Source organism: Streptomyces sp. NPDC034099, from assembly GCF_055575415.1.
In genome coordinates this window covers 216,146-240,841 of record NZ_JBVISR010000003.1, presented here as the reverse complement: position 1 = coordinate 240,841, position 24,696 = coordinate 216,146, and the positions used below count along the sequence as shown (strand labels likewise).

The following is a 24,696-nucleotide window of genomic DNA, read 5'->3' as shown; positions in this document are numbered from 1 at the left end:
GGCCATGGCAGAGTCGGCGCATGGTCCACAAAAGTTCTCCGTTGCGACTGGTCCCGGATGCCGCGGAGCAACCGGCCGCTCCCGCGGCACCGCGGCGGCTGGGGGCCGTCGAGCTGGTGCCCGGCCGGGTCAGGGCCGCCGTGCTGTCCATGGCCGGGCGGGTGCTCGACCGCGCCGAGGCGTCGTACGACGCGGCCACCGCGACTCCCGCCGACATCGACGGGGCACTGGCCGGGGTGGCCGGTGTCTTCGCGGCCCAGGAGGTCCAGGGGATCGGGGTGGCCGCCGCGGGCCTGGTGGACCCCCTCACGGGGCTGATCCTCGAGGTCAACGACGTGCCGGCGCTGCACGGCTATCCGGTGACGGAGCGGCTGGGCACCCTCACCGGGGCCGGGGTGCACCTGGAGCACCGGGCGCGGCTCCAGGTGCTCGGCGACCGCTGGTTCGGCGCGGGCCGCGGGCGGCGCACCTTCGCCTCGGTCTCGACCGGCGAGGTGCTCGGGGTGGGTGTCCTCTACGACGGTGAGGTGATGGCGCCGCCCGGCGGACGCAGCGGCGCGCACATGACGGTGTCGGCCAGCGGCGAGCGCTGCACCTGCGGGAACCGGGGCTGCTGGAAGACCCTGGCCACCACCGGCTGGCTGCGGGCCAGGGCCCGCGCCGCGGGGCTCGGGGAGTCGGTGTCGCTGGCCGAGCTGGTGCGGGGCGGGGACACGGCCGGGCAGGTGGTGGAGGAGTACGCGCACAACCTGGCCCTGGGGCTGGTGAACGTGCAGCAGCTCTTCGCACCGGGCCTGTTCATCCTGCACGGCGAGGCGCGTGAGGGCGGCGAGCGCTTCCGCACCGTGGTGGAGGAACGGCTGCGGGACGCGGTCGCCTTCGCGGGGGCCGAGCAGCCGCGGGTGCTGGTCGGCACCGCCGCGGTCGACGACGTGGCGCTTCTGGGCGGGGCGGGTCTGGTGCTGTCGCACCTCTAGCGTGGTGCGGTTCATCGGCTCGCTTCGTCCGTCGGTTCGGCCGTCCGGGCGCACGCGCGTGCCGCGGCCCGGCGGCCCCGGCGCGGGTCGAGGACCGGTACGGCGTCGAGCAGCTGCCGCGTGTAGGGGTGCCGCGGGGTGCGCAGGACCGCCGCCGCCTCACCGACCTCGACCAGGCTGCCGCGGCTCATCACCGCCACCCGGTCGGCCACCTGGGCCACCACGGCGAGGTTGTGCGAGACGAAGACGTAGGTGAGGCCCAGCCGCTGTTGCAGGTCCGCCAGGAGATCGAGGACGGTCGCCTGCACGGAGACGTCCAGGGCGCTGGTCGGCTCGTCCAGCACCAGCAGCCGGGGGTGGAGTGCCAGGGCCCGCGCGATCGAGACGCGCTGGCGCTGGCCGCCGGAGAACTCGTGCGGATAGCGGTCCTGGATGCCGGCGTCCAGGCCGACGGCCTCCAGGAGATGTCCGACCCGTTCCCTGTTGCGGGCCCGTGCGCGCCGTCCGCGTGCCTCGGGGTCGTGGGTGACCAGTGGTTCGGCGACGATGTCGGTGATGCGCATGCGCGGGTTCATGCTGGAGTAGGGGTCCTGGAGGACGACCTGCAGCTGCCGTCGCACGCCGCGCAGTTCGGACGCGGTGAGGGCGGCGAGGTCCCGCCCGTCGAAGCGGACGCTTCCGGCCGTGGGTTCGAGGAGTCCGAGGAGCAGCCGGGTGAGGGTGGTCTTGCCGCAGCCGGACTCGCCGACCAGGGCCAGGGTCTCGCCCTCGTGGACTTCGAGCGACACGTCGTCGACGGCGACGTTCGGGCGCCTGCCGCCGAACTCTTTGCGCAGGCCGGACAGTTCGAGGAGCGGGCGGCCGGTCGTGGGGCCGGGCCCGGTGGTGCCGGCGGTCTCGGTCGGGTCGGTGCTCATGCCGCCTCCAGTCGGGGGGTGGCCGCCAGCAGCTTGCGGGTGTAGGCGTCGGCCGGACGGTCGAACACGTCGAGGACGTCACCGGTCTCGACGACCTTGCCCCGGTTCATGACCACGACGCGGTCGGCGGTCTCCGCGACGACCGCGAGGTCGTGGGTGATCAGTACGACGGCCATGTCGTGCTTGTGCTGCAGGGTGACCAGGAGGTCGAGGATCTGGCGCTGCACGGTGACGTCCAGGGCGGTGGTCGGCTCGTCGGCGATGAGCAGGCGGGGCCGGGCCACCAGCGCGGTGGCGATCATCACGCGCTGGCGCAGGCCGCCGGAGAGTTCGTGCGGGTACTGGCGGTAGCGCAGGGCCGGGTCGGGGATGCCGACCTCGTCGAGGGCCGCCAGCGCGGCCTCCTTGGCCTCGGCGCGGGACATGCCGGTGTGGTGCCTGAGCACCTCGGCGACCTGGGCGCCGACGCGCTGGAGCGGGTCGAGGCAGGTCATCGGGTCCTGGAAGACCATGGCGATGTCGCGGCCCCGGACCCGGCCGAGCTCCTTCTCGGACAGGCGCAGCAGGTCGCGTCCGTCGAAGCGGATCTGGCCGCTCGGGTAGACGCACGGCGGGCTCGGGTTGAGGCGCAGCACGGAGAGCGCGGTGGCGCTCTTGCCGCTGCCGGACTCCCCCACCACGGCGAGGGTCTCGCCGGCCCGGACGTGCAGGGAGACGTCCTGGACGGCGTGGACGACGGAGTCCTCCAGGCGGAAGTCGACGCGGAGGCCGTCGATCTCGAGGAGCGGCCGCTGGTCGGCGGGCCGCCGGGACGTGGCGCCCGTGGGTCGGCCGGGTCCGGTTGTCGCTCGGTCGTTGCTCATCGGCGGTAGGCCTTCGGGTCCGCGACGTCGCGCAGGGCGTCGCCGGTGATGTTGATGGCGAGGGAGGTCAGCATCAGCGCGATGCCGGGGAAGACGGCGACCCACCAGGAGGTGCCCAGGTAGAGCTGGCCGTCGGAGAGCATGCCGCCCCAGGTGACCGTCTCCTTGGGGACGCCGAGGCCGAGGTAGCTGAGGGACGCCTCGGCGACGATGGCGGCGGCGACGTGCAGGGTGCCGATGGTGGCCAGGGGTGCCATCACGTTGGGCAGCAGGTGGCGGCGCATGATGGTGACGTCGGTGACGCCGATCGCGCGGGCCTCGGTGACGAAGTCGCGGGTGCGCAGCGACATCACCTCGGAGCGCACGACGCGGGCGTAGGAGACCCAGCCGGTGAAGCCGAGCACCACGATCACGACCCACAGCCCGGAGCCGAGGAAACCGACGACGGCGAGGGCCAGCAGCAGCGAGGGGAAGGCGAGTTGGACGTCGGCGAGCCGCATCAGGGTGCGGTCGGCCCAGCCGCCGAAGTAGCCGGAGGCGAGGCCCACGGCGGTGCCGACGACGCCGGCGAGCAGCGCGGCGCCGGCGCCGACGAGCAGGGAGACCCGGGTGCCGTAGACGACGCGGGAGAGCATGTCGCGGCCGAGCTGGTCGGTGCCGAGGAGGTGGGCACCGCTGCCGCCGTCCTGCCAGGCGGGCGGCCGCAGCCGCAGCAGGAGGTTCTGGGTGCTGGGGTCGTAGGGGGCGAGCAGGGGCGCGAACAGGGCTGCGACGAGCAGCAGGGCGAGTACGGCGAGGGCCACTGCGGCGAGCTTGTTGCGCAGCAGGCCGCGCAGGACGACGGAGCCGGAGCCGCCGGACGGCTTCTGCTGCGGGGCCGCGTCGGTCGCGGCCGGTGACATGACGGTCATCGGGACGTCCTCACCCTCGGGTCGAGGAAGCTGTAGGAGAGGTCGACGAGCAGGTTCACCACGACGAAGGTGGCGGCGAAGAACAGCACGGTGGCCTGGACGAGCGGGAAGTCGCGGTTGGAGATCGCCTCGACGGTCAGCTGGCCCACTCCGGGCCAGGAGAAGACCCGTTCGGTGAGGATCGCCCCGCCGAGCAGGTTGCCGACCTCCAGGCCGACGACGGTCACCACGGGCAGCGAGGCGTTGCGCAGTCCGTGCCTGAGCACCACCTGCAGTGGCCCGAAGCCCTTGGCGCGGGCGCTGCGGATGTGGTCCGAGGACAGGACGTCGATCAGCGAGGAGCGCAGCAGGCGGGCGACGACGGCGACGGAGTACACGGCGAGGGTGACGGCGGGCAGGACCAGGTTGGCGAGGGTCCCGTAGCCGGAGGCGGGCAGGGCGCGCAGCCAGACGGCGAAGACGAGGATGAGCAGGATGCCGACCCAGAACGGCGGGGTGGACTGGCCGAGCAGGACACCGGTCATCACGGTGTTGTCGGTGCCCCGGCCGCGGCGCATGGCGGCGAGGATGCCCGCCGGGATCGCGATGACGAGGGTCACCGCGAGGGCGGCGGCGGCCAGTTCGATCGTGGCCGGCAGCCGGTCGGCGAGGATCTCGCTCACGGGCTGGCCGTAGACGAGGGAGTCGCCGAAGTCGAGGTGCAGCAGTCCCCAGAGGTAGTCGAGGTACTGGGAGAACAGGGACTGGTCCAGGCCCAGGGAGTGGCGCAGCACCCGCTCCTGTTCGGCCGTGGCGTCCGGCGGCAGCAGGATCTTCACGGGGTCGCCGGACAGGCGGACGAGGAAGAAGGCGACGGTCGCCGTGCACAGCAGCACGAACAGTGCGGTGACCAGGCGCTTGGCCACCCCGAGGAGCAGCCCGGCCCGGTCCGGGCGGTGGGTCGGGGTGTCCGCCGGGGCGGGGGGTTTGTCGAGGGTGAGGGCGCTCATCGGGACACCTCCGCGCTCTCCATGGCGAGGACGCCCGCGGCTCCCGGCGTCCAGCGGGGCCGGTCGTTGCGGGCGTAGATGTTGTCGATCTGGTAGAGGAAGACGAAGGGGGCTTCCCGGCGCATCAGCCGTTGCAGGTCCGAGAAGGCCGCTTCGCGTTCCGCGGGGTCCTCGGAGAGTTCCTCGGCGTCGATGAGGCGGTCGGCCTCGGCGGAGTGCCAGCGGCTCTGGCGGCGGTCGCTGCGCACGTTGGACTGGACGATGCTGGCGCCTTCCATCGTCCAGACGGTGCTGGCCGCGAGGTAGATCGGGCCGAGCGCACCGCGGTTGTCGGAGGTGAGGCGGGCGGAGTAGGTGCCGGGATCGAGCAGGTTGACGCGGGCGTCCACCCCGGCCCTGGCGAGGAGACCGGAGAGGGCCTCGGCGACGTTGGCGTCGACGTTGGAGGCGGTGAGCGTGGTGGCGAAGCCGTGCGGGTGACCGGCTTCGGCGAGCAGGCGGCGCGCGGTGTCGACGGAGCGGGTGAAGGGCTTGACGGTGGGGTCGAAGCCGAAGGATCCGCGCGGGACGAGGGCGGGCGTCTCGGTGGCCTTGCCGCCGAGCACGGCCTTGATGAGCAGGGGGACGTCGATCGCGTGGTTGAGCGCCTGGCGTACCCGGCGGTCCTGGAGCGGGCCGCGTTCCAGGGTGTTCAGGGACAGGTAGGCGGTGCGGATGCCGGTGTGTCCGTCGATCGTGACGCCCCCGTAGCCGTCGAGTTGCTGGGCGGCGTCCGGGGTGAGTCCGGCGACGAGGTCCACGCCGCCGCTCTGCAGGGCGGCCAGGGACGACGAGGCGTTGGGGGCGGGGCTGAAGACGAGGCCGTCGACGGCCGGGCGTCCGTTCCAGTGGCCGGCGTGGGCGCGCATCCGCAGTTCGTGGTCGCGCTGCCAGCTTTCGAAGGTGAAGGGGCCGGTGCCGACGGGGTGGTCGGCGAAGGCCGCGTCGCCCACCTCGGCGAGGTGGCGGGGCGGTACGACGACGCCGCCGAACAGGGAGAGCTTGGCGGGCAGGATGGGGTCGTGCACGGTGGTGTGCAGGTCGACGGTGAGCCGGTCGACGACGGTGACGCCCTTGACGAAGCGCAGCTCGACGATCGGTGACTTGGTGGCGGGGTCGAGCAGTCGCTCGATGCTGAAGGCGACGGCCCGCGCGTCGCACACCTCACCGCTGTGGAAGGTCACCCCGGGGCGGAGCGTGAAGCGCCAGGTGCGTGCGTCGGTGGCCTTCCAGCTCAGGGCGAGCCTCGGGTGCAGCCGGTTGTCCCGGCCGCGGGTGGTGAGGGTGTCGAACATGTTGATCAGGACGTTCATCGACACCATGTCGCCCTGCTTCTGCGGGTCCAGGGTCTTCGGGTCGCCCGGCTGGGAGACCCGCAGGACGTTGCCGGCCCGGTCCGCGGCGGCGGTCGTGCCGCACGCGCTCAGGAGCGCCGGAGCGCTGAGGGCTCCGAGCAGGAGACCGCCGGTGCGCAGGACGTGGCGTCGGCTGGGACGGCTGCGGTCCACCGTGCGCCCCTGAAGAACTCGTTCCATTGAACAACACCTCCGTTCCGTTAGATGGAATGCGGTTGGGTTAAGCTAAGCGACATGGTGAAAGCGGTCAACACCCGGTCGGTCGACCAGGAACTCGTGAAGGGCCCCGTCGACAAGGCGATGGAGGTGCTCGATGCGCTCGTCCAGCCCGGTGGCCCCCACCGGTTGGGGGAGATCGCGCGCCGCACAGGACTGACCAAGCCCACCGTCCACCGGCATCTGCGGACCATGGCGGAGTACGGCTTCGCCGAGCCCGCCGAGGGCGGCAGCTACCGTCCGGGGCCCCGGCTGCTGGGCCTGGCGGCAGCGGCCCTGAGCGACAGCCGGGTCCTGGAACTGACCAGGCCCGCCCTCGCCGACCTGCGCCGGCGCACCGGCCACGTCGCGTTCTACGCGGTGCGCCACGCGTCCGACGCGGTGTATCTGGAGCAGTCGGAACCGGCCCGCGAGTACCGGATGGGCACCCGGCCCGGCCACCGGTCGCCGCTGTACGCCTGCGGCGTGGGGCTCGCGATGCTCGCCGCGCTGCCCGCCGAGGAGGCCGCGGCGGTCCTGGAGGCACCGGGCCTGGAGGCGCGCACGCCGGGCACGCCCACCGACCCGGACGCGCTGCGGGCGGTGCTCGCGCGGGCGGCGCTGTGCGGTTACGCCGTGGACGACGAGTACGACGAGCCGGACGTGCGGTCGGTGGCGGCACCCGTGCTGGACGCGGAGGGCCGGGCGGTGGGTGCGATCGGCATCGCGGGGCTGACCTTCACCCTCGACCCCGGCAGTGTGGAGGTGTTCGGACCGATGGTGCGGGCCGCCGCGCGCACGGTGTCCGCCGGGCTCGGCGCGCGCACGCCCCAGCTCGGCGTGGTGGACCCGGCCAGGGGCGGTGAGCAGGTGTGAACACCCTGGGAGAACTGCTCGCCGAGGGACGGGAACGGCGCGTCTGCTCCGGCGCCGCCTGGTCCGTCGGAGGCCCGGACGGACCACTGGACCGGGGCTGGACCGGCACCCGCTGCTGGGACGGACCTCCGCTGGACGGCGACGACGTGTGGGACCTCGCCTCGGTGACCAAGCCGATCGCCGGACTCGCGGTCATGGCGCTCGTCGAGCGCGGCGCGCTCGGCCTCGACGACACCGTGGGCGCGTACCTCCCGGACTACCGGGGCGGCGACAAGGCGGAGCTGACCGTACGTCAACTCCTCACGCACACCTCGGGGATACCGGGACAGGTGCCGCTGTACCGCGACCATCCCACCCGTGCGGCGCTGCTTGAGGCGGTGCGCCTGCTGCCGCTGACCGCGAAGCCGGGCACCCGCGTGCAGTACTCCTCGCAGGGGTTCATCGTCCTCGGCCTGATCGCCGAGGCGGCGGCCGGGGAGCCGCTGGACCTGCTGGTGGAGCGGCTGGTGTGCGCGCCGCTCGTTCTGCGGGACACCGTCTTCCGCCCGGACGCCGGACGCCGGGCGCGGGCGGTGGCCACCGAGGACTGTCCCTGGCGCCGCCACCCCGTCGTGGGCGAGGTCCACGACGAGAACGCGGTGGTCCTCGGCGGAGTCGGCGGCCACGCGGGCCTGTTCTCCACACTGGCGGACATGGAACGGCTCGGCGCCGCCCTCGCCGCCGGCGGCCGGCGCCTGCTGCGGCCCGACACCTTCGCCCTGATGACGGCCCCCCACACGGACCACCTGGCGCTGCGGCGCGCTCTCGCCTGGCAGGGCCGCGATCCGGTCGGCTCCCCCGCCGGGGAGGTGTTCGGCCCGGACGCGTACGGCCACACGGGCTTCACCGGCACCAGCCTCTGGGTCGACCCGGCCACGCGGCGCTACGCCGTGCTGCTCACCAACCGGGTGCACCCGACGAGGGCGGGTGACGGGATCGTCGCCCTGCGCCGCGCGTTCCACGACGCCGCCGCCCGGACGCCCCCGGTGGCCGCCGAGGCCCAGCACGGTGTGGAATGAGCCGGTGAACCCTTCCGCGCCGCGCGCCGAGCGCCCCGAACGCAGCCGCCCCGCCGCCCAGAGCCTCACCGGCGTCGGCCTCGCCGTCCTCGATCCCGCCGGCCGGGTCCTGCTCGGGCTCGGCCACGACGGACGCTGGGAGCTGCCCGGCGGCAAGGTCGACGCGGGCGAGGACTTCGAGACGGCCGCCGCCCGGGAGTTGGCGGAGGAGACCGGGCTCGTGGCGGCCCCCGGGGACGTGCGGGTGCTGGCCGTGCTCGTCGACGGCGTGGGCGGGCTGACCCGCGTGACGGCGGCGGCCGTCACCGAGCGGACCGCCGGTACGCCCCGGGTCACCGAGCCCGACAAGATCGAGCGCTGGGAGTGGTTCGCCCGCGCGTCGGTCCCCTCCGCCCTTTTCCCGCCGTCCGCCTCCGTTTTGGACTGCCTGTGGCCCGCGGCGGAGCCGCGAGGTGCGGCAGGAGTCCGGCACTACGCGGTGGCCGGGCCCGTCGTCGACGGCAGCACGAGCCGGGACGGGTGCGCCGCGTCGCGGTAGGCCCTGCCGTGGAGGCCGGAAGCGGCATCGCGTTCCGGCCCGCGTACTTCCGCTGCCGCGCGCATTGACATGAACGCACCCCGGCGCAACGCTGAGAGCGCTCTCAGAATCGGTACGGACCAATTCCCCCACACCCGCACGGAGGTGGAGAGTGCTCTCCCGACTCAGACACCGTCTGCTCGCCGCGGCCGCGGCCGCAGGCCTCGCCGGCGCCCTGCTCACGTTCGGCGCCGCACCGCCCGCGGACGCCGCGGTGCCCGCCACCATCCCGCTGAAGATCACCAACAACTCGGCCCGCGGCGACGCCGTCCACATCTACAACCTGGGCACCTCCCTGACGACCGGTCAGCAGGGCTGGGCCGACGAAAGCGGCACCTTCCACGCCTGGCCCGCCGGCGGCAATCCCCCCACTCCCGCACCGGACGCGTCCATCCCCGGACCGGCCGCGGGACAGACCAAGACCATCCGCATCCCGAAGCTGTCGGGACGCATCTACTTCTCCTACGGCCAGAAGCTGGACTTCCGGCTGACCACCGGCGGCCTGGTCCAGCCCGCCGTCCAGAACCCGAGCGACCCCAACCGCAACATCCTCTTCAACTGGTCGGAGTACACACTCAACGACGGCGGGCTGTGGCTGAACAGCACCCAGGTCGACATGTTCTCCGCGCCCTACACGGTCGGCGTGCAGCGCGCCGACGGCAGCGCGATCAGCGCCGGGCAGCTCAAGGCCGGTGGCTACCGCGGGGTGTTCGACGCACTGCGGGCCCAGCCGGGCTGGGGCGGGCTGATCCAGACCCGGCCGGACGGCACCGTGCTGCGGGCGCTGGCGCCGCTGTACGGGGTGGAGACCGGGGCGCTGCCCGCGTCGGTCATGGACGACTACATCAACCGGGTCTGGCAGAAGTACACGACGTCCACGCTCACCGTCACGCCCTTCGGGGACCAGCCGAACACCAAGTACTTCGGCCGCGTCTCGGGCAACGTCATGAACTTCACCAACACCTCCGGCGCGGTCGTCACCAGCTTCCAGAAGCCCGACGCCTCCAGCGTTTTCGGCTGCCACCGGCTCCTGGACGCGCCCAACGACCAGGTGCGCGGGCCGATCTCCCGCACGCTGTGCGCCGGGTTCAACCGCTCGACGCTGCTGAGCAACCCCAACCAGCCCGATCCCTCGGCGGCCGGCTTCTACCGGGACTCCGTGACCAACCACTACGCCCGGATCATCCACGAGCGCATGGCCGACGGAAAGGCGTACGCCTTCGCCTTCGACGACGTCGGCAACCACGAGTCGCTGGTGCACGACGGCAACCCGGCCGAGGCGCGGCTCACGCTCGCCCCGCTCGACTGAACCGGGGACGGGACCCGGGTCCGCCCCCGTCCCCCGCCGGTGCGGTGGAGGAAGGGGGCGGTCCGGTGGTCAGGCGCCGGGCAGTACGCCGGTGCGGGCGACCTCGGAGTACCAGCGGGCGCTCGCCTTGGGGATGCGGGTGCCGGTCGGGTAGTCGACGTAGACGGCGCCGAAGCGCTTGCTGTAGCCGTGGGCCCACTCGAAGTTGTCCAGCAGGGACCACAGGAAGTAGCCGCGCACGTCCGCGCCGTCCAGGATGGCCTGGTGGACGGCGGCCAGGTGGCCGCGGACATAGGCGATCCGGGCGGGGTCGTTGACCCGCCCCTCGGGGTCGGCGTAGTCGTCGAAGGCGGCGCCGTTCTCGGTGATGACCAGCGGCAGCCTCGGGAAGTCGGCGGACAGCCGGCGCAGCAGGTCGTACAGGCCGGTGGGGTCGACGGCCCAGCCCATGGCGGTGGTGTCGCCGGGCGGCTGGTGGAAGGCGACCCGGTCGGCTCCCGGCCAGGGGCTGTGGGCACTGTTGCCGTGCCCGTCGGAGGTGTGCGTGGCGCTGCCGTCGGTCTCGGAGACCACGGTGGGCGTGTAGTAGTTGACGCCGAGGAAGTCCAGCGGCTGGTGGGCCTGGCGCAGGTCGCCGTCCTGGACGAAGGACCAGTCGGTCAGCTCGGCGGTGTCCTTGAACAGGTCCTCCGGGTAGGCGCCGTTCAGCATCGGGCCGGTGAAGACCCGGTTGGCGAGCGCGTCGATCCGGCGCACCGCGTCGGCGTCGCCGTCGCTGCCGGTGAGCGGGCGGACGTGGTGGACGTTGAGGGTGACGGAGACCTGGGCGTCGGCGCGGACGCGGTCGCGCAGGGCCTGGACGGCCAGGCCGTGCGCCAGGTTGAGGTGGTGGGCGGCGCGCAGGGCGGCGACCGGGTCGGTGCGGCCGGGGGCGTGCACGCCGGAGCCGTAGCCGAGGAAGGCGCTGCACCAGGGCTCGTTGAGGGTGGTCCAGGTCTTCACCCGGTCGCCGAGCGCGTCCGCGGCGAGGGCCGCGTACTCGGCGAACCGCTCGGCCGTGGCACGCTCGGGCCAGCCGCCCGCGTCCTCCAGCTCCTGGGGCAGGTCCCAGTGGTAGAGGGTGGCGACGGGCTGGATGCCCTTCTCCAGCAGCTCATCCACCAGGCGCCGGTAGAAGTCCAGGCCCCGCTGTACGGCCGGGCCCCGGCCGGTGGGCTGGACCCGGGGCCAGGCGAGCGAGAAGCGGTAGGCGCCCAGGCCGAGTTCGGCCATGAGGGCCACGTCCTCGCTGCGGCGGTGGTAGTGGTCGGTGGCGGTGTCACCCGTGTCACCGTTGCGGACCCGGCCGGGGGTACGGGCGTAGGTGTCCCAGATGGACGGCGTGCGGCCGTCCTCCGCGGCGGCCCCCTCGATCTGGTAGGAGGCGGTCGCGGAACCCCAGAGGAAGCCCTTGGGGAAGGTGCGGGCGGCGTCCGGGGCGGACGCGGTCTGCTGTGCTGCGGTGACCACGTAAGTCCTTTCGGGGTGGGGGTGCTGGGTACGGCGGAGGCGACGGGTCAGCCCTTGACGGCGCCCGCCATGATGCCGCTGACGATCTGGCGGCCGAAGACGACGAACATCGCCAGCAGCGGCAGCGTGCCGAGCAGCGCGCCGGCCATGATGAGCGACTGGTCGCGGACGTAGCCCGCGCTGAGCTGCGTGAGCGCGACGGGGACCGTCGGGTTGGTCATGTCGAGGACCACGAACGGCCAGAAGAAGTCGTTCCACGCGTGCACGAACGTGATCATGAACAGGACGGCCATCGCGGGCCGCGCGATGGGCAGCACGATGCTGAAGAAGATCCGCAGCGAGTGCGCTCCGTCCACGCGTCCGGCCTCGACGAGTTCGTCCGGCAGCGCCTCCGTCAGGTACTGCCGCATGAAGAACACGCCGACCGCGCTCACCAGCGTCGGGAAGATGACGGCGGGCAGCTGCTGCGACCAGCCCAGGTCGGCCATCATCATGAACAGCGGCACGACGGCGAGCTGCGGCGGGACCATCATGGTGCCGATCACCAGCATGAGCAGGGCGTTGCGGCCCTTGAACCGCAGCTTGGCGAAGGCGAACCCGGCCAGCGTCGCGAACAGCACCGTGGACAGGGCGATCACCCCGGCCACGATGAGACTGTTGATCATGGCCTTGCCCATCGCCGCCTCGTCCCAGGCGCGGGCGAGGTTGCTGAACAGGTTCGGGCCGGGCAGGAACGGGGGCGGCGTCTGGCTGACCCGGGTGTTGTCGGTGGACGCGGCCACCATCGTCCAGTACAGCGGGAAGATCGACAGGATCGCCATGATGGCGAGCAGTACGTAGGCGAGGGGGCCGGCGTGGTGCTGGCGGCCGGCGCGCTGGCGCAGCAGCCGGCGGCCGCTGCGGCCGCCCGCCTTCACGGCGGGGGTCCGGGCCGGGGCGTCGGTCCGGGCCGAGAGACTTTGAGTGGTCATGGCGACTCCAGGTCAGGACGTGCGGGAGCGCAGGCGCTTGATGACGCGCTGCACGACGAAGACGAGGACCAGCAGCATGAACATCGCCCAGGCGACGGTCGCCGAACGGCCCATCTGGTAGTTCTTCCAGCCCTCCTCGTACAGCAGCAGGCCCAGCGTCTGGTACTGGTTGTCCGCGCCGCCGGTGACCCCGTTGGGCCCCTGGCCGAAGATCAGCGGCTCACCGAAGAGCTGGGTGGCGCCGATCGTGGAGAGCACGATGGTGAAGACGATGGTGGAGCGGATGCCGGGGACGGTGACGTGGATGAACTGCTGCCACCGGGAGGCGCCGTCGAGGGAGGCCGCCTCGTACCGGTCGGCGGGAATGGCCTGCATCGCGGCCAGGTACAGCAGCGCGTTGTAGCCGGTCCAGCGCCAGATGACGATGGTGGAGATCGCGATCTGGGCGGGCCACTTGTCGGCCTCCCAGTCCACCGGGTCGATCCCGACCGAGCCGAGCGCCCAGTTGATCATGCCGAAGTCGCGCTCGAAGATCATGGTGAAGACGAGAGCCGCCGCGGCCACCGAGGTGGCGTACGGGACCAGGGAGGCGACCCGGAAGAACAGCGAGGCGCGCATCCGGTAGTTGAGCAGGTGGGCCATGCCGAGCGCCATCATCAGCTGCGGCACCGTGGAGATGACGCCGATGGTGATGGTGTTCTGCAGCGCGTTCCAGAACCGGGAATCGCCCCACAGGTCCACGTAGTTGTCGAACGCCACCCACTCCATGACATCGAGGGTGGCCAGCTCCACGTCGTGCAGGGAGATCCACGAGGTGTAGATGAGGGGGTAGAAGCTGAACGCGGCGAAGATGATGAAGAAGGGCGCGACGAACGCGTACGGAGCGCCCTTGATGTCGAGCCGGTGCAGGAGCGCGCCGCGCCGCCGGGGGGTTTCCCCGCCGCCCCCGCGGGGAGACGGACGCGGAGGCTCGCCCCCGGCCAGGGCCTTGGTGGTGGAGGTGGCCACCGGACTTCCTTCCTGAGAGCGGATGGGTGGGCGAGGCGCCGGGCCCGCCGGCCAGGACCTGGTCCTGGCTGCGGGCGGGCCCGGTCGGCCTCGGGAGCGGAGAGTCAGCCGACCGCCTTCTCAATGCGCTCCCCGGTGGTCTTCCACGCCTCGTCACGCGTGGCGTCGCCCTGCTCGATCAGGGCCAGGCCCTGGGAGAAGGTGTCCTTGATCGTGCCGTCCTTGCGGCCGAGGACCTGCTTGTCCGGGATCTCCTGGGCGGCGGCGCCGAAGATCTGGCCGATCGGGGCGCCGCTGAAGTACTCGGACTTGGCGTTCTTCACGGCGGGGTTGCCCAGTGCCTCGCGCGAGGACGGGATGTTGCCGATCTCCTTGAAGATGTGGGCCTGCTGCTCGGGCGCGGTGAGCCAGGCGACGAGCTTCTTGGCCTCCTCCTTCACCGGGCTCTGCTCGACCACACCGAGGAAGGAGCCGCCCCAGTTCGCGCCCTTGGGCGCCTTGGCCACGTCCCACTTGCCCTTGTTCGCGTCGCCGGCCTTCTCGCTGATGTGGCTGAGCATCCACGCCGGGCACACCGCGGTGGCGAAGGTGCCGTTGGCCAGGCCGGGGTCCCAACCGGGCTGGAACTGGCGGAGCTTGGCGGTCAGCCCGTCCTCGGCCGCGTCGGCGGAGAGCTTCCACGCCTCCTTGACGGCCGGGTTGGTGTTGTAGATCAGCTCGCCGTTCTCGTCGTAGTACTGCTCGGGGTAGCCGTAGACCATGGCGTTGAACAGGCCGCTGGCCGCGTCCATGTAGGCCACGTCGTCGCCCTTGAAGCCCTTCTTGAAGGTGCGGCCGACCTCGACGTACTTGTTCCAGTCGCCCTCCCAGAGCTTGGCGACCTCCTCGCGGTCGGTGGGCAGGCCCGCCTTCTCGAAGTAGTCCTTGCGGTAGCAGACGGCCATCGGGCCGATGTCGGTGCCCAGGCCCAGCACCTTGCCGTCCTTGGTGCTGATCTGGGACTCCTTCCACGGCAGGAAGTGGTCGGTGCCCGGGACGTCGGAGAAGTCCGCGAACTTGTCCGCCTGGGTCTCGGTGATCTCCTTGGCCCGGCCGATCTCGATGCCCTGGATGTCCTTCAGGCCCTTGCCCGCCGCGAGCCTGGTCTGCAGGGCGGTGTAGTAGGTCTGCTCGTCACCGGCGATCTCGGCCTTGATGTCGACATCGGGGTTCTCCTTCTCGTACTGCTCGAGAAGGCCCGTCTCCTTGATGCCCATCACCCCGTACATGCCCATGGTGATGGTGACCTTGCCGTCCTTCTTGCCACCGCCGGTGGCCGAGTCGTCGCTGCCTCCGCAGCCGACGACGAGTGCCAGCGCGCCGACGGCCGCGGCCGTCGCCACCGCCCTTCTGCGCAACGAACCGAGAGTGCCCATGGATCTCCTCCTAGCGACGGCGCTGACACATCGGAGTGACGAGTTCTGCGATGACTACTGCGATGGCTACAGCGGCTACAGCGATGAAAGACAGCGGCTCGAACATGGGGTGGGAACGTGCCCAATTTTGGTGGGCACGTTCCCACCGGCGCATCGAAGACTCGTGGGAACGGGCCCTGTCTGTCAATAACTTGAAAGCAACTTGTCGCAAGCGGCCCCGCGCCGCGTTCGCCTCCCGGAGCCCGGGGGGTGCTTCGCCGACCGCGGTGTCTGCAAGAATTGCCGCAGGTCACCTCCGCGGCAGGCAGCGCCGCCGCGGCCGCCGAGGGGGGAGTACATGACCGGCAACCGCCGTCCAACGATCAAAACGGTCGCCGCCCGCGCCGGCGTGGGCCGCACCACCGTCTCCCGTGTCGTCAACGGCTCGGAGCTGGTCAGTGCCGATGCGCGCGAGAGGGTCCTTGCGGCGATCAAGGAACTGAACTACGTTCCCAACTCGGTCGCCCGCGGCCTGGTCACCAACCGCACCAATGCCGTGGCCCTGGTGATCCCGGAGTCGGAGAGCCGGCTGGGCTCGGAGCCGTTCTTCGCCGCGCTCATCCGCGGCGTCAGCGGCGCCCTGGCCGAGAGCCGCACCCAACTGCAGCTGATGCTCGTCCGCGACCAGGCCGAGCGGGACCAGCTGACCGAGTCGGTCGCGACCCGCCGGGTGGACGGCGTGCTGCTGGTCTCCGTGCACTCCGAGGACCGGCTGCCGGGCATGCTCGAGGAGATGGGCCTGCCCACCGTGCTCGCCGGCCGCCGTGACGCGGGCGAGCGGCTGAGCTACGTCAACTCCGACAACGCCGGCGGGGCGGCCGCCGCGGTACGCCATCTGCTGGGCGGCGGACGGCGCCGGGTCGCCACCGTCACCGGGCCGCTGGACATGGACGTCGGCCGCAGCAGGCTCGCCGGCTGGCGCGCCGCCCACGAGGAGGCGGGCGTGCCGGCGCCGGAACTCCTCGTCGAGACGGGTGACTTCACCGAGGAGGGCGGCGCGCGCGCCATGCGTTTGCTTCTTGAACGCGTCCCCGACCTGGACGCCGTCTTCGCCGCGTCCGACCTCATGGCGGTCGGCGCCCTGGCCGAACTGCGCCGGCAGAAGCGACAGGTGCCGGGGGATGTGGCCGTCGTCGGTTTCGAGGACTCCGTCCTGGCCCGCCACACCAACCCGCCGCTGACGACGGTACGTCAGCCGGTGGAGGAACTGGGCCGGACCATGGCCCGTATCCTCACCGACATCACGCAGCACGGCGCGCCCCGGCAGCAGATGACGCTGCCGACGGAGCTGGTGGTGCGCGAGTCGTCGTAGGCCCGGCCTCTCATCGCGGGGAAGGCGTCCGGAGCCCCGGCCGGTCGGTCACGGGGCGGCCCCCTGCCGCCGCAGCCGCTCCAGGACCCGCCCGCGCAGCAGCTCGTACTCCTCCCGCAGCCGGCGTATCCCGGGCGGCCGGGGGACGACGACGGCGCCGACGACGCTCTCGTGCGGGCCGAACTGCTCCCGGGTGAGGTCGATCTCCACGCCCATGCCCAGCCGGTTCCACCAGTGGAAGTCGACCCGCTCGCCCGCCACGTGCACCTCGCCCCGGATCAGCTCGCCGCCCAGCAGGTCGTTGAGCACCATGGCGGTCACGCCGCACTGGTCGCGGGCGGGATCGTCCCCGGTCCACCGCGTCCGGAACTCCGGCGTGCACGTCTCGGCACTCCAACTGCTGCGGACGGCGCGCTCGACATCGGCGAGAAGCAGGGGTTTCATGCCGTCCATTGTGCCGACGGGCACTGACAATCACGGGTGACCGACCGGTGACGCACCGGGCGCGGACGTACCGGACGGAGGGAGTGGCGGGCGGTATGGGGATCGGCCGGGAGTGGGACGAGACGCTGTTCTCCGGCACCGCCGCCTTCTACCGCCGCGGGAGACTCCCGTACGCCCCCGGCCTGGCGGACGTGCTCGGCGAGGTGCTGGGCCTGGACGGGCGGGGTCGGCTGATCGACCTGGGGTGCGGGCCGGGGACGGTCGCCCTGGCCCTGGCCGCTCACTTCGACGAGGTGGTCGGGGTGGATCCGGACGCGGGGATGCTCGCGGAGGCGGCTCGCGAGGCCGCTGAGCTGGGTGTGGCGGACAAGGTGCGGTGGGTGCGGGTCCGGGCCGAGCAACTCCCGGCAGGACTCGGCGACTTCACCGTCGCGACCCTCGCCCAGTCGTTCCACTGGATGGACCGCGGGCTGGTGGCGGCGACCGTCCGGGGCATGCTGCGGCGGGGCGGCGCGCTGGTGCACATCTCGGACCTCAAGGGAGAGAGCCGGACCGTCGACGGGCTGCCGCACCCTCCGGTCCCGCACGCGGCGATCGACGCCCTCGTCAGGCGGTGCCTGGGGCCGGTCCGCCGGGCCGGCCGGGGGCTGCTGCCGCGCGGCACGCCTGCCGGTGAGGGCGCGGTCCTGGCCGGGGCGGGGTTCGCCGGCCCGTACCGGCATGTCGTGCCCGGTGGGCAGCCGATGGTGCGCACGGAGGACGACGTCGTCGCGGGGGTGTTCTCCATGTCGTTCTCGGCCCCGCACCTGTTCGGCGCCCGGCTCGCCGTCTTCGAGGCGGATCTGAGCCGGCTGCTCAGGGAGGTCTCGCCGTCGGGCCGCTTCTCCGAGCGCCGACCGGGCACGGAGGTGTTCGTCTGGCCGCGCGGGGCGGACTGAGCGGGCCTAAGGGGTCAGCACGATCCGCCCGAAGACCTCGCCCGCGTCCATCTTCCGGTGCGCCGAGGCCGCCTGGTCCAGGGGCAGCACCTCGTGCACGACGGTCTCGATCTCCCCCCGGCCCGCGGCGGCGAACTGCTCGGCCCGCACGGCCCGCAGGTCGGCTTCCGGGACGGTGGCGGCGCTGAAGGTGGCGAACGACATCGACTTCTGGAAGGACGCCATCAGACGCGTACCGAAGTCCGCGGGCGGCTGCCCCGCGACGGCGCCGACCACCACCATCCTGCCGTTCGGCGCGAGCCTGGTGAAGAAGGAGGGCAGCTCGGCTCCCGCGACGATGTCCACGATGACGTCGAAGGACTCGGGAGCGTCCGCGTCGCCCTCGCCGGCGCGGTCCAGGACGTGGGTCGCGCCGAGCCCGCGCAGCCTCTCGCCCCGGGCGGCCGACGAGGTCGTGACCGCCACCGCCGCGGCACCGCCACGCGCCTCGAGCTGGACCGTCATGATGCCGAGGCTGCCCGCCGCGCCCCGCACCAGCACGTTCTCGCCCGCGGTGAAGTGGGCGTGGGCGAGGCCGAAGTGTGCCACCACGCCGGCGCTCCCGAGCGTCACCGCGTCCAGGGCGGACAGCCCCTCGGGGAGCGGAAGGACGTCGTGGACCGGGGCGGTCGCCTGCTCGGCGTATCCGCCTCCCACGCCGGTCTGGGCCCACACACGCCGGCCGGTCCAGGAGGCGTCGACGCCCGCGCCGACGGCCGTGACGGTGCCCACCACCTCGCCGCCGGGGACATGTCCCTCCTGGAATCCGTAGGAGGCGAGCGCGCCGCTGCGGATGGCGACGTCGGCGCCGCTCACGCCGATCGTCTCCGTCGCCACCAGCACCTGCCCCGCGGCGGGCACGGGGTCGGGGAGGTCGACGAGCGCCATCCCCTCGGGTCCGCCGAACGCCCGGATCTCCACTGCCTTCATTCGCCACTCCTTGCTCGCCGGAGCCGTGCCGCCATGTCCTCGGGTACGGGGGCCCGTGCTCTTCGGACGTTAACGGACGCCCCCGTCCACTTCGCTAAAGTGAGAGTGGTGACCGATCATTTGCCTCACACCCTGCGCGCCGACGCCGAGGACAACCGCGAGCGCATCCTCGACGCGGCCCGTGCGCTGTTCGCGGCCGAGGGGCTGCGGGTGCCGATGCGGGAAGTCGCCCGGCGCGCCGGCGTCGGGCCCGCTACGCTCTACCGGCGTTTCCCGACCAAGCAGGAGCTGGTCACCGAGGCCTTCAGGGACCAGCTGCGCGCGTGCCGGACGATCGTGGACGAGGGCCTGGCCCACCCCGACCCCTGGGCCGGTTTCCGCCTCGTCGTCGAGAAGACGTGTGAGCTGCACGCCCGGCACCTGGGCTTCACCGAGGCGTTCATGGCGGCCTACCCGGACGCGATGGACTTCGCCGCCGCCCGCGCGTACTCGCTGGAGTCCGTCGGTGAACTGGCCCGTCGGGCCCAGGGTCAGGGCGGTCTGCGCCCCGACTTCGTGCTGGACGACCTCATTCTCATGATCATGGCCAACCGGGGCATACACACCCTGTCGACGGCCGCCCGCGTCGCGGCCTCCCGGCGCTTCGCCGCGCTGGTGATCCAGGCGTTCAAGGCCTCCCCCGGGCACGCGCCGCTCCCGCCGGTGCCACGGTTGGCGCCCGTGTGAACCCGACTGGCCCAGTCCGGCCCCGGCAGGCGTTTCCCCCCGGGTCTCCGTTCGTTGGGACGGACATGATCAAGAAGCTCGCCTGTGCCTCCGTCATGGCCACCGCTCTGCTGGTCTCCGCTCCCGTCGCCGAGGCCGCTCCGGTGCCCGATCCGTCCGCCGGTGTTCCCGGTGGTCCGCTCCTGGACGGACTCCTGGGATCGCTGGAGGTGGGGCATCCGGCCACCTCACCGCAGTCGCTCCTCCCCCAGGGCCTCCTCGGCAGGTGAAACGCACGGGGCGGAGGGGGTGATTGCGCGCAATCGCCCCCTCCGCCTTCGATGACCGGTTCGGCGCTCCGCTCCACCGGCCCCTCCCGGGCCCGCCAGCCAGCGGCAGGCTTCCCGTAACCACCGTCCGGGAGTCTCCAGGGAGTCATTCAACGTGGGAGGCTCCAGTGAAGTTCGCGAGCAAGAGGCGTGCCGGTGTGGTCGTGGCCGTGCTGAGTGGTCTGGCACTGGCGATGACGTCGACGACCGCGCAGGCCGCGACCGGCCCCGACGTCATCGCCCACCGCGGCTCCTCGGGCATGGCACCCGAGAACACCGCCGCCGCCATCGACCTCGCCGTCCGCCAACGCGCCGACTACGTCGAAATCGACGTCCAGCGCACCAAGGACGGCCGCCTCGTCAACTTCCACGACTGCACCATGGAACGCACCACCGACATCGAAGACCTCTACCCCGGCCGCCCCCGCTACCGCGTCTCCGACTTCACCTGGAACGAACTCCGCCGCCTCGACGCCGGCTCCTGGTTCCACGACGACTACACAGGCGAACCGATCATCACCCTCGACGACGTCATCCACCACATCCAGCACACCCGCACCGGACTCCTCGCCGAAATCAGCCCCTGCAGCCAGTACGGCACCACCGTCGCCACCGACCTCGCCGACACCCTGCACGCCAAACCCGGCTATGTGCGCAAGGCTCTCGCCCGGAAGCAACTGGCCGTGCAGTCCTTCGAGACCGACGACGCCCGCACCTTCCACACCGCCCAGCCCGACATCCCCATCGGCATCCTCGACGCAGACCGCCCCACCGACACCGAACTCACCGAACTCAGCCAGTGGGCCGACCAGATCAACCCCCAGCACACCGTCACCGACCAAACACTCGTCGACCGCGTCCACCAACTCGGCATGGACATCAACGTCTGGACCGTCGACGAACCCGGCGCCATCCGCAAAATGGCCGGCCTCGGCGTCGACGGCATCATCACCGACTACCCCCAGACCCTCACCCGGCGGTAGCGGGACACGGGAAACCGGCGCTTTGACACACATCGCCATCGGGCGTTGACTGTCCGTACGGCGCAGCGTATGCCGCTCCGGGGAACCCGGTGATCCAAGCAACCCAGGAAAGCGGCACACGACATGTATGACCAGACGCGCGCACAGCAGCCCCCGGACCGGGGCCAGGACCGCGCCGAGCGCCGTTCCGCGGCGCCGGACGCGCTCCTGCCGTCGGCGGAACGGGACGCGGTCCTGGACCGCCTCCGCAAGGCCATCAACACCTTCGCCGACGCTCCGCACGACGCGCTGGCGGAGGCGGAGGGTGCCTTCGACGACGCCGCCGCCCACCTCGCGAACGCCCTCGCGGAACGGCGCCGGGCCCTGCACGAGAGTTGGCAGGACCAGGACCCCGAGGCGCAGGCCGAGGAACTCCGGGTCGCCCTGCGGCAGTACCGGGAGATCACGCAGCGGCTGATCCGCATGTGACGGCCGCGTCGTTGGCGCAGCGGAAGCCGAGGTTGCCGGACGAGGAGTCCGGGGTGTTGGACGAGCGGGCGGCGACCCGGTAGCGGTTGCAGTAGGAGTCGTGGCAGAGGTAGGAGCCGCCGCGCAGGACCCTGGCCGTCCCGGTCCCTGGTCCGCGCGGGTCCGCGGCCGGGGACTCGGCGTAGTAGGACGGCGAGAACCAGTCGGAGCACCATTCCCACACGTTGCCCGCGGTGTTCCACAGGCCGTGGCCGTTGGGCCGGTAGGACTTGACCGGTGCGGTGGTGAGGTGTCCGTCCTCGGCCGTGTTGACGTGGGGGAAGCGGCCCTGCCAGATGTTGCAGCGCCACCGGCCGCCGGGGGTCAGTTCGTCGCCCCAGGCGTAGCGGCGGCCGGCCAGTCCCCCGCGGGCGGCGTACTCCCACTCGGCCTCGGTGGGCAGCCGCTTGCCGGCCCACCGCGCGTAGGCGGTGGCGTCGTTCCAGGAGACGTGGACGACGGGATGGTTCTGCCGGCCGGTGATGTCGGAGCGGGCGCCCTCGGGGCGGCGCCAGTGGGCGCCCCGCACATTGATCCACCAGGGTGCGCCGGCGGCGTTGCCGAGGACGTCGGCGTCCGGGGCGGCGACCACCAGGTGGAAGACCGCCGAGGAGCCGAAGCGTTCGGCGTCGGTCACATGGCCGGTCGCCTTGACGAAGGCGGCGAACTGGGCGTTGGTGACGGCGGTCTCGTCGATGTGGAAGGGCTCCAGACGCACCGTGTGCACGGGTGTCTCGCCGTCGGCCGGATATCCCTCCCCGAAGGCGTCCCCCATGGCGAACTCACCGCCCGCCAGGCGCACCTGGCCGCGGGTCGAGCGCGGACGGGCGGCCGGTCCCGGTGCCGCGAGGGGCACGGCGGGCGCGGCGTCCACGGCGACGGATGCCGTCGCGGGGGCGCAGCACGGGCGGTGAGTGCTGGTCATCGGTCCTCGAATCGTTCGCGTGCCCGGGCCTGCTACGCCTTGTACGTGGACTCGTCGAGTCCGCTCAGGGTCGGGTCGTGTCCCACCTCGCCCACGTCGTACATCGACGTCATCCAGTGGTAGAAGTTGTCACCGCGTTCCCGCAGGACGTCGTACAGCCGGCGCATCATGCGGCCGCGGACCTCCGCCTGTTCCGGATGGGCGTAGACGTTCTGCAGCTCGTCCGGGTCGGTGTGCAGGTCGTACAGCTCGTTGACCGAGTCGGGGTTGACGACGAGTTTGTAGCGGTCCTCCCGCAGCATGCGCTGCGGGTAGGGGAAGTGGTGGCCGTGGAACTCGCAGACGATGTCCTCGTCCCAGTCCACCGACTCGCCGCGCACGAGGGGCAGCAGGCTGCGCGAGTCGACGGCCGGTTTCGGATCGAGGCCCGCCAGTTCGAGGATGGTGGCGGTGCAGTCGAGGAGGCTGACGAACTCGTCGCGCACCTGTCCGCCGGGTGCGCCCGGGACCCGGAGCAGGCCGGGCGTGCGGTAGATGTCCTCGTACATCGCCGGGCCCTTGTCGTGCAGCCGGTGCGAGCCGGTGAACTCCCCGTGGTCGCAGGTGAAGAACACCGCCGTGTCCTCGACGAGGCCGAGCCGTTCCATGGCCGCCATGACCCGGCCGATCTGCCGGTCGATGAGGGCCACGTAGCCCCAGTAGACGGCGATGAGCTTGCGGGTGGTCTCGATGGGCATCGTGTCGAAGGTCCAGTGCGCGCTGTAGTTGCGCTGGACCGGGGGTTTGCCCTCGAAGGTCTCGGACACCGACCGCGGCAGTTCCACGTCCGCGGGGTCGACCAGGTCGAAGTACGCGTCGGGCAGGATGTACGGCAGGTGCGGTCCAAAGAAGTGCAGGGCCAGGAAGAAGGGCCGGTCGCGCTCGTGGGCGTCGGCGGCGTACCGCTCCAGTTGCTCGATGGCGCGGGTGGCCAGGTAGTGCTCGAAGGTGGCCTCGACCGGCTGGTGCAGCCGGGCGGCGAGCAGGTTGCCGGGGCCGCCGTTGGGCAGGGTGCCGCGGACACGGTCGCTGATCTCGTACGGGGGCAGTCCGCGTTCGGCGAGGTAGTCGAGGTAGTCCGGGTGGTCGACGGGGTTGTGCCAGCCGGGCAGTTCGGGGCCGTCGAAGCCGAAGTCGGCCGCGGTGCGCCGGCTGCCGGCGTGCCACTTGCCGAACAGGCCGCAGTTGTAGCCGTGTTCGCGCAGTGCGCGGGAGAAGGCGAACCGGTCCTCGGCCAGGTCTTCGAGGTAGCCGACGTTGCGTTCGTGGTTGGCGAGGAGCTTGTGCCGGAAGGGTGCCTGGCCGGTCAGGAGGCTGGCGCGGGCCGGGGTGCAGATGGCGGTGGGGGTGTACCAGCGGTCGAAGCGGGTTCCCGTGGCGGCCAGTTCGTCGAGCGCGGGGGTGTGGGCCAGTGGGTTGCCGTAGGCGCCGAGCGTGTCCGTGCGGTGCTGGTCGGTCATGAGGAAGAGGATGTTCTTCCGGGGCGCCCCGGGCTGGGTGCCGGTCCCGGCGCCGGGCTGGTTCTCTCGCGTCACTTGCCCGCTCCCGTGAAGAGGTCGCCGGTGTAGTAGGTCTTCGGGTCGGCGGGCTTCTTGAGTTTGCCGGCGTTGACGAAGTAGTCGTTCATGCCCTGGAGCCATTTCACGACGGTGCCGTCCTGGGTCAGCCTGTCGAGTTCCGCCACGCTGAGCACCTTGTTGTTCGCGGCGTCCGCCTCGACCTGGTCGACGGGGATCTTCAGCTTGTCGGCGGTGAGCTTGACCGCCTCGTCGGGGTGCTCGGCGCGGACCGTCATGGCCTCGCGCAGTACGGCGAGGACCTTCTTGGTCTTCTCCGGCTGGTCGGCCACCACCTTGTTGCCCGCGACGAACGCCGTGGGGAAGGAGACGTCGTCTTCGAAGTCGGCGTTCTTGGCGAGCTCGACCAGGCCGGGGACCTGCTTCTTGATCGTCGCCGCGGCCGGGTACCAGAAGCCGGCGCCGTCGACCTGCCGGGAGGAGAAGGCGGAGACGATGGTGGACGGGTCCATGGGGACGACCTTCAGGTCCTCCTTGGTCATCCCGGCCTTCTCCAGGGCGAGGGAGAGGATCATGTCGCCGGAGGTGCCCTCGGGTACGGCGACGGTCTTGCCCTTGAGCTGCCGCATCGAGGTGATGCCCGGCTGGGCGAGGACCCGGTCGGAGTTGCCGAGGGTGTTGACGGCGACGACCTTGGCCTGGCCGGAGGCGGGCAGCCACATGGCGCCGGGGCCTATGTAGCCGAAGTCGAGGTTGTTCGTGCCCAGGGCCTGGATCTGGAGCGGCCCGTTGGTGAAGACCCTGGTGTCCGCCGACAGCCCGTGCTTCTTCCACAGGCCCTTGGCCTCGGCGATGGCGATCAGGCTGGCGCCGTTGAAGTCGTTGATGTAGCCGAAGCGCACCGTGTCCGACGATCCGCCGGAGGACGAGCCGCCGCCGCACGCGGCGAGCAGCGCCATCGCGGCCACGCCGGCGAGGGTGGTGGTGAGGCTTCTGCGGGTGAGGGCGGGTGACATGGCG

General features: G+C 71.9%; 25 protein-coding genes. 11 read left to right on the top strand and 14 right to left on the bottom strand.

Annotated elements, in window-relative coordinates:
• Positions 1–20 precede the first annotated feature (20 nt).
• Positions 21–977 (top strand): ROK family protein, encoded by a 957-nt coding sequence (locus ACZ56V_RS09985; RefSeq protein ID WP_468940806.1) that lies wholly within the window; start codon positions 21–23, stop codon positions 975–977.
• A gap of 11 nt (positions 978–988) precedes the next feature.
• On the opposite strand, the gene ACZ56V_RS09980 is transcribed toward ACZ56V_RS09985, so the two are convergent.
• From ACZ56V_RS09980 to ACZ56V_RS09960, 5 genes are read right to left on the bottom strand one after another with little or no spacing between them, the layout of a single operon-like run.
• Positions 989–1,894 carry an ATP-binding cassette domain-containing protein gene (locus tag ACZ56V_RS09980; protein WP_467379160.1) on the bottom strand — a complete coding sequence of 302 codons (906 nt, stop codon included), beginning with the start codon at positions 1,892–1,894 and terminating at the stop codon, positions 989–991.
• On the bottom strand, positions 1,891–2,757 hold the full coding sequence (locus ACZ56V_RS09975; RefSeq protein ID WP_468940803.1) for an ATP-binding cassette domain-containing protein: 867 nt from the start codon (positions 2,755–2,757) through the stop codon (positions 1,891–1,893). The genes ACZ56V_RS09980 and ACZ56V_RS09975 overlap by 4 nt, the downstream gene beginning before the upstream one ends.
• The gene (locus tag ACZ56V_RS09970; RefSeq protein ID WP_468940800.1) at positions 2,754–3,668 is read right to left on the bottom strand and encodes an ABC transporter permease; all 915 of its coding nucleotides are present in this window, start codon (positions 3,666–3,668) and stop codon (positions 2,754–2,756) included. The genes ACZ56V_RS09975 and ACZ56V_RS09970 overlap by 4 nt, the downstream gene beginning before the upstream one ends.
• Positions 3,665–4,657, bottom strand: coding sequence for an ABC transporter permease (locus ACZ56V_RS09965; protein WP_468940797.1), 993 nt, complete (start codon positions 4,655–4,657; stop codon positions 3,665–3,667). The genes ACZ56V_RS09970 and ACZ56V_RS09965 overlap by 4 nt, the downstream gene beginning before the upstream one ends.
• On the bottom strand, positions 4,654–6,231 hold the full coding sequence (locus ACZ56V_RS09960) for an ABC transporter substrate-binding protein (RefSeq protein ID WP_468940795.1): 1,578 nt from the start codon (positions 6,229–6,231) through the stop codon (positions 4,654–4,656). The genes ACZ56V_RS09965 and ACZ56V_RS09960 overlap by 4 nt, the downstream gene beginning before the upstream one ends.
• Positions 6,232–6,285: 54 nt before the next feature.
• Here ACZ56V_RS09960 and ACZ56V_RS09955 point away from each other — a divergent pair, with 54 nt between their 5' ends.
• The 4 genes from ACZ56V_RS09955 to ACZ56V_RS09940 all read left to right on the top strand — a co-directional run bounded on the left by ACZ56V_RS09955 (position 6,286) and on the right by ACZ56V_RS09940 (position 10,066).
• Positions 6,286–7,122 carry an IclR family transcriptional regulator gene (locus ACZ56V_RS09955; protein WP_398909812.1) on the top strand — a complete coding sequence of 279 codons (837 nt, stop codon included), beginning with the start codon at positions 6,286–6,288 and terminating at the stop codon, positions 7,120–7,122.
• On the top strand, positions 7,119–8,180 hold the full coding sequence (locus tag ACZ56V_RS09950) for a serine hydrolase domain-containing protein (protein WP_468940791.1): 1,062 nt from the start codon (positions 7,119–7,121) through the stop codon (positions 8,178–8,180). Before ACZ56V_RS09955 ends, ACZ56V_RS09950 begins: the two co-directional genes overlap by 4 nt.
• Before the next feature lie 4 nt (positions 8,181–8,184).
• Positions 8,185–8,718 (top strand): nucleotide triphosphate diphosphatase NUDT15, encoded by a 534-nt coding sequence (locus ACZ56V_RS09945; protein WP_467379155.1) that lies wholly within the window; start codon positions 8,185–8,187, stop codon positions 8,716–8,718.
• A gap of 151 nt (positions 8,719–8,869) precedes the next feature.
• Entirely contained in the window at positions 8,870–10,066 is a 1,197-nt protein-coding gene (locus tag ACZ56V_RS09940) for a glycoside hydrolase family 64 protein (RefSeq protein ID WP_468940788.1), read from the top strand.
• A 69-nt stretch (positions 10,067–10,135) separates the two neighbouring features.
• On the opposite strand, the gene ACZ56V_RS09935 is transcribed toward ACZ56V_RS09940, so the two are convergent.
• The 4 genes from ACZ56V_RS09935 to ACZ56V_RS09920 all read right to left on the bottom strand — a co-directional run bounded on the left by ACZ56V_RS09935 (position 10,136) and on the right by ACZ56V_RS09920 (position 14,969).
• Entirely contained in the window at positions 10,136–11,575 is a 1,440-nt protein-coding gene (locus ACZ56V_RS09935; RefSeq protein ID WP_398909818.1) for a GH1 family beta-glucosidase, read from the bottom strand.
• Positions 11,576–11,622: 47 nt separating this feature from the next.
• Positions 11,623–12,546: a carbohydrate ABC transporter permease gene (locus ACZ56V_RS09930; protein WP_468940785.1), complete on the bottom strand. Its 924-nt coding sequence runs from the start codon at positions 12,544–12,546 to the stop codon at positions 11,623–11,625.
• Between the two features lie 12 nt (positions 12,547–12,558).
• Entirely contained in the window at positions 12,559–13,554 is a 996-nt protein-coding gene (locus ACZ56V_RS09925; RefSeq protein ID WP_398909820.1) for a carbohydrate ABC transporter permease, read from the bottom strand.
• A gap of 104 nt (positions 13,555–13,658) precedes the next feature.
• Positions 13,659–14,969, bottom strand: coding sequence for an ABC transporter substrate-binding protein (locus ACZ56V_RS09920; RefSeq protein ID WP_468940782.1), 1,311 nt, complete (start codon positions 14,967–14,969; stop codon positions 13,659–13,661).
• Positions 14,970–15,306: 337 nt separating this feature from the next.
• Here ACZ56V_RS09920 and ACZ56V_RS09915 point away from each other — a divergent pair, with 337 nt between their 5' ends.
• Positions 15,307–16,320: a LacI family DNA-binding transcriptional regulator gene (locus ACZ56V_RS09915; RefSeq protein ID WP_398909824.1), complete on the top strand. Its 1,014-nt coding sequence runs from the start codon at positions 15,307–15,309 to the stop codon at positions 16,318–16,320.
• Between the two features lie 48 nt (positions 16,321–16,368).
• Here the strand turns inward: ACZ56V_RS09915 and ACZ56V_RS09910 are convergent, their stop codons facing one another.
• Entirely contained in the window at positions 16,369–16,764 is a 396-nt protein-coding gene (locus ACZ56V_RS09910; protein ID WP_398909826.1) for a YunG family protein, read from the bottom strand.
• Positions 16,765–16,859: 95 nt separating this feature from the next.
• On the opposite strand from ACZ56V_RS09910, the gene ACZ56V_RS09905 reads away from it, so the two are divergent.
• Positions 16,860–17,702 (top strand): class I SAM-dependent methyltransferase, encoded by an 843-nt coding sequence (locus tag ACZ56V_RS09905; protein ID WP_468940777.1) that lies wholly within the window; start codon positions 16,860–16,862, stop codon positions 17,700–17,702.
• Positions 17,703–17,708: 6 nt separating this feature from the next.
• Here the strand turns inward: ACZ56V_RS09905 and ACZ56V_RS09900 are convergent, their stop codons facing one another.
• Positions 17,709–18,671 carry a zinc-binding dehydrogenase gene (locus tag ACZ56V_RS09900; protein ID WP_468940774.1) on the bottom strand — a complete coding sequence of 321 codons (963 nt, stop codon included), beginning with the start codon at positions 18,669–18,671 and terminating at the stop codon, positions 17,709–17,711.
• Positions 18,672–18,779: 108 nt separating this feature from the next.
• On the opposite strand from ACZ56V_RS09900, the gene ACZ56V_RS09895 reads away from it, so the two are divergent.
• The 4 genes from ACZ56V_RS09895 to ACZ56V_RS09880 all read left to right on the top strand — a co-directional run bounded on the left by ACZ56V_RS09895 (position 18,780) and on the right by ACZ56V_RS09880 (position 21,156).
• The gene (locus tag ACZ56V_RS09895; protein ID WP_468940771.1) at positions 18,780–19,397 is read left to right on the top strand and encodes a TetR/AcrR family transcriptional regulator; all 618 of its coding nucleotides are present in this window, start codon (positions 18,780–18,782) and stop codon (positions 19,395–19,397) included.
• Positions 19,398–19,462: 65 nt separating this feature from the next.
• Positions 19,463–19,666 (top strand): hypothetical protein, encoded by a 204-nt coding sequence (locus tag ACZ56V_RS09890; protein ID WP_398909832.1) that lies wholly within the window; start codon positions 19,463–19,465, stop codon positions 19,664–19,666.
• Positions 19,667–19,833: 167 nt separating this feature from the next.
• Positions 19,834–20,688, top strand: coding sequence for a glycerophosphodiester phosphodiesterase (locus tag ACZ56V_RS09885; protein WP_468940768.1), 855 nt, complete (start codon positions 19,834–19,836; stop codon positions 20,686–20,688).
• 123 nt (positions 20,689–20,811) lie between these two features.
• On the top strand, positions 20,812–21,156 hold the full coding sequence (locus ACZ56V_RS09880; protein WP_398909834.1) for a hypothetical protein: 345 nt from the start codon (positions 20,812–20,814) through the stop codon (positions 21,154–21,156).
• Here the strand turns inward: ACZ56V_RS09880 and ACZ56V_RS09875 are convergent.
• Genes ACZ56V_RS09875 through ACZ56V_RS09865 form a run of 3 tightly spaced genes read right to left on the bottom strand, consistent with a single transcriptional unit; the run spans position 21,131 to position 24,692 of the window.
• Positions 21,131–22,120 (bottom strand): formylglycine-generating enzyme family protein, encoded by a 990-nt coding sequence (locus ACZ56V_RS09875; RefSeq protein WP_467379150.1) that lies wholly within the window; start codon positions 22,118–22,120, stop codon positions 21,131–21,133. The two genes, ACZ56V_RS09880 and ACZ56V_RS09875, sit on opposite strands and share 26 nt — an antisense overlap.
• Positions 22,121–22,152: 32 nt before the next feature.
• Complete coding sequence (locus ACZ56V_RS09870; protein WP_468940764.1) at positions 22,153–23,694, bottom strand: sulfatase-like hydrolase/transferase; 1,542 nt, start codon at positions 23,692–23,694, stop codon at positions 22,153–22,155.
• Positions 23,691–24,692, bottom strand: coding sequence for an aliphatic sulfonate ABC transporter substrate-binding protein (locus ACZ56V_RS09865; RefSeq protein WP_398909840.1), 1,002 nt, complete (start codon positions 24,690–24,692; stop codon positions 23,691–23,693). Before ACZ56V_RS09865 ends, ACZ56V_RS09870 begins: the two co-directional genes overlap by 4 nt.
• Positions 24,693–24,696 lie beyond the last annotated feature (4 nt).